Genomic DNA, 3,917 nt, shown 5'->3' on the forward strand with positions numbered 1-3,917 from the left:
AGGGGCCGACACCTCACCCCTGCCCCTCTCCTTACAGGAGAGGGGTTCCCCGCGCTTTCTGGTCTGCGCTTCGCTTCGCCCGAGAATGACGCCCCCTACCGCCCCTCGGCCTTCCGGATGGCCTCGTCGAGATCCTGCCATTCATGGCAGCGGCCGCAGAGGCTGGCGAGCTTGGCGAGATTGGCCTTGGCCGAGGCCATGTCGCCGGTCTCGATGAACCATTCGCCCTGGTATTCGAGCGCGGGCAGGAAGGTCGGGTCGCGCATCAGCGCGGCGTCGTAATACTGCTTCGAGAGCGGGTAGTTCTTCAATTTGCGGTGCGAGTAGGCGAGCCAGTTCAGCAGGACGGGCGAGTGCGGCGAGCGCTTCAGCAGCGCCTCCAGCTTCTCGATCGCGGGCGGGAAGTTCTTTTCCTCGATCCAGCGCCGCGCCTGGCGGTACTCCGGGTCCTCGTCGAGCCAGGTCCAGTCCGGCCCGACGGCCTGGGCGCCGGCCGCGGCGAGCAGGGCCGCGGCTCCCGTCAGCAGCGCGATCAGGCGGCGGTGCATGGCGTGTTCCTTCCCGATGAACCCGGTCGCGGGGGTCCGCGTTGCTCCCGTCATCGCCGGCCGATCATGGAGAGATCGCATGACAAGTAAACTGAGGAAGGGCAGCGCTGTCCGCTGGCACTGGGGCAATGGCACGGCCGAGGGGGAGGTCGAAAGCGTGTTCACCAAGCCGGTCAGCCGCACGATCAAGGGCAAGCGCATCCGCCGCAACGCCTCGGAGGAGAAGCCGGCCTATCTGGTGCGGCAGGCCGATGGCGCGAAGGCGCTGAAGTCCCAGAGCGAGCTGGAGGCGCGCTGATGGTGGAGATCGATCTGACGCCGCCGGCCGCCGCCGCGAAGGCGGCCGAGCAGGGGCTGAAGCTGCGGAAGGAGCACAAGCGCGGGGGCACCCGCGTCGGTGTCGCCCGGGCGCACCAGCTCATGAAGCGGGAGCCGCTCTCGGCCGATGTCGTGAAGCGCATGGCGAGCTATTTCGCCCGGCATGCGGTCGACAAGAATGGCAAGGATTTCGACAATGCCGCGGACCCCTCGGCGGGCTTCATCGCCTGGCAGCTCTGGGGCGGCGATGCCGGACGCGATTGGGCCGACAAGAAAAAGGCCGAGCTGACCAAGAAGGGGTAGGGCTACCAGCGCCTCTCCTGCCAGCTCCTGTCACCAGTGCGCGTCGCCATGCGTCGCGCCCCCTCGCGCGCGGACGCGACCGGTCCCATATTGCAGCTATGTCCGAGAGCCCCGCCAAGACCAAGCCCGCCAAAAAGCCCTCCAGCGCGCGCACGCCCAATTCCAAGGCGAGCAAGCCGGAGCTGAAGCCGCTCGAGGGCTATCTCGCCGATCTGCTCAACCCGGCGATCAACCGCGGCACCGCGGTGCCCGGCGGCGCCGGCGGCTTCTCGGACCGGCCGCAGGCCGGCTACGAGCCGAAGCCGGATTATTCCCTGGAGCGGCCGGGCGGCGAGGAGCGGCCGAAGCGCAAGCTCTCGAAGAAGGCCGATGGCGCCTTCATCGGGGCGGAGGGCGCGGCGGCGGCGACGGCGCAGTCGCTGCAGACGCTGCTGGAGAGCGGCAATCCCTTCATCGAGCCGGGCAAGGCCTGGGTGCCGCATCGCCCGCCGCGGCCGGACAAGTCGGAAGGCGGCATCCGCTTCCGGATGAACTCGGAATATGAGCCCGCCGGCGACCAGCCGGCCGCGATCGCGGAGCTGGTCGAGGGCGTGTCCCGGCAGGAGCGCGACCAGGTGCTGCTCGGCGTCACCGGCTCGGGCAAGACCTTCACCATGGCGCAGGTGATCGAGCGCACCCAGCGCCCGGCGCTGATCCTGGCGCCGAACAAGACGCTGGCCGCGCAGCTCTATGGCGAGTTCAAGAGCTTCTTCCCCGACAACGCGGTCGAGTATTTCGTCTCCTATTACGACTACTACCAGCCCGAGGCCTATGTGCCGCGCTCGGACACCTATATCGAGAAGGAATCCTCGATCAACGAGCAGATCGACCGGATGCGCCATTCGGCGACGCGCTCGCTGCTGGAGCGCGACGACGTCATCATCGTCGCCTCGGTGTCCTGCATCTACGGTATCGGCTCGGTCGAGACCTATACGGCGATGACCTTTGGCATCAAGCTGGGCGAGCGTGTCGAGCAGCGCCAGCTCATCGCCGATCTCGTGGCGCTGCAATACAAGCGCACGCAGCACGACTTCACCCGCGGCAGCTTCCGCGTGCGGGGCGACGTGATCGAGCTGTTCCCGGCCCACTATGAGGACCGCGCCTGGCGCATCGGCCTGTTCGGCGACGAGGTCGAGAGCATCAGCGAGTTCGACCCGCTGACGGGCCAGAAGACGGCCGACCTCGAATTCGTGAAGGTCTACGGCAATTCGCACTACACCACGCCGCGGCCGACGCTGACCCAGGCCGTGAAGAGCATCAAGGAGGAGCTGAAGGCCCGGCTCGACGAGCTGAACCGCATGGGCCGCTTCCTCGAGGCGCAGCGGCTCGACCAGCGCACCACCTTCGACATCGAGATGATCGAGGCCACCGGCTCCTGCAACGGCATCGAGAACTATTCGCGCTATCTCACCGGCCGCAAGCCGGGCGAGCCGCCGCCGACTTTGTTCGAATACCTGCCCGACAATGCGCTGGTCTTCACCGATGAAAGCCATGTCACCGTGCCGCAAATCGGCGGCATGTATCGCGGCGACTTCCGCCGCAAGGCGACGCTGGCCGAATACGGCTTCCGCCTGCCCTCCTGCATGGACAACCGGCCGCTACGCTTCGAGGAATGGGACGCGATGCGCCCGCAATCGATCCATGTCTCGGCGACGCCGGGCTCCTGGGAGATGGAGCAGACCGGGGGCGTCTTCACCGAGCAGGTCATCCGCCCCACGGGGCTGATCGACCCGCCGGTCGAGATCCGCCCCGCCAAGCACCAGGTCGCGGATCTGCTCGACGAGATCAAGGAGGTGACCGAGAAGGGCTACCGCACGCTCGTCACCGTGCTGACCAAGCGCATGGCCGAGGATCTGACCGAATATCTGCACGAGAACGGCGTGCGCGTGCGCTACATGCATTCCGACATCGACACGATCGAGCGCATCGAGATCCTGCGCGATCTGCGGCTCGGGGCCTTCGATGTCCTCGTCGGCATCAACCTGCTGCGCGAGGGCCTCGACATCCCCGAATGCGGCTTCGTTGCCATTCTCGACGCCGACAAGGAGGGCTTCCTGCGCTCCGAGACCTCGCTGATCCAGACGATCGGCCGCGCCGCCCGCAATGTCGACGGCAAGGTCATCCTCTATGCCGACCAGGTCACCGGCTCGATGGAGCGGGCGCTGGCCGAGACGAACCGCCGCCGCGAGAAGCAGCTCGCCTATAATGCCGAGCACGGCATCACGCCGCAGACGATCAAGCGCGCCATCGGCGACATTCTCGGCAGCGTCTATGAGCGCGACCACGTCACCGTCGATGCCGGGCTCGGCACGCCGGCGGCCGGGCACAATTTCAAGGCGGCGCTGGCCGATCTCGAAAAGCGCATGCGCGAGGCCGCCGCCGATCTCGAATTCGAGACCGCCGCCCGGCTGCGCGACGAGATCAAGCGGCTGCAGGCGACCGAGCTCGCCATCTCCGACGACCCGCTCGCCCGCCAGGGCGATGTCGAGGCCTCGGCCGGCAAGTACAAGGGCGAGCGCAGCTATGGCGCCAGCGCCAATCTGCCGCCCACCCGCGCCCGCAAGCCGACCGACGAGGATATGGGCCCGCACAACTGGGGCGGCGGCGAGGGCAAGCCGGTCGCCAAGCCCGGCGCCCGCCCGCGCAAGCCGACGCTGGACGAAATGGGCCCGCGCACGGAGCAGCGGCCGAAGGGGGCCGGGGAGAGAC

At 67.8% G+C, this 3,917-nt stretch carries 4 protein-coding genes; 3 read left to right on the top strand and 1 reads right to left on the bottom strand.

Features of this window, described 5'->3' with window-relative positions; genetic code table 11:
- Positions 1-95: 95 nt before the first annotated feature.
- Complete coding sequence (locus AX750_RS05490; RefSeq protein WP_066721901.1) at positions 96-548, bottom strand: hypothetical protein; 453 nt, start codon at positions 546-548, stop codon at positions 96-98.
- 79 nt (positions 549-627) lie between these two features.
- Here AX750_RS05490 and AX750_RS05495 point away from each other — a divergent pair, with 79 nt between their 5' ends.
- The 3 genes from AX750_RS05495 to uvrB form a co-directional block, all read left to right on the top strand.
- On the top strand, positions 628-846 hold the full coding sequence (locus AX750_RS05495; protein WP_066721899.1) for a DUF2945 domain-containing protein: 219 nt from the start codon (positions 628-630) through the stop codon (positions 844-846).
- The gene (locus AX750_RS05500; RefSeq protein WP_066721897.1) at positions 846-1,169 is read left to right on the top strand and encodes a hypothetical protein; all 324 of its coding nucleotides are present in this window, start codon (positions 846-848) and stop codon (positions 1,167-1,169) included. The genes AX750_RS05495 and AX750_RS05500 overlap by 1 nt, the downstream gene beginning before the upstream one ends.
- A gap of 98 nt (positions 1,170-1,267) precedes the next feature.
- Positions 1,268-3,917 (top strand): excinuclease ABC subunit UvrB (gene uvrB / locus AX750_RS05505; protein WP_067253728.1); only part of this gene is annotated, 2,650 nt, incomplete at its 3' end.

Source organism: Methylobacterium sp. CCH7-A2, assembly GCF_001557075.1.
Taxonomy (GTDB): Bacteria; Pseudomonadota; Alphaproteobacteria; order Rhizobiales; family Beijerinckiaceae; genus Allobosea; species Allobosea massiliensis.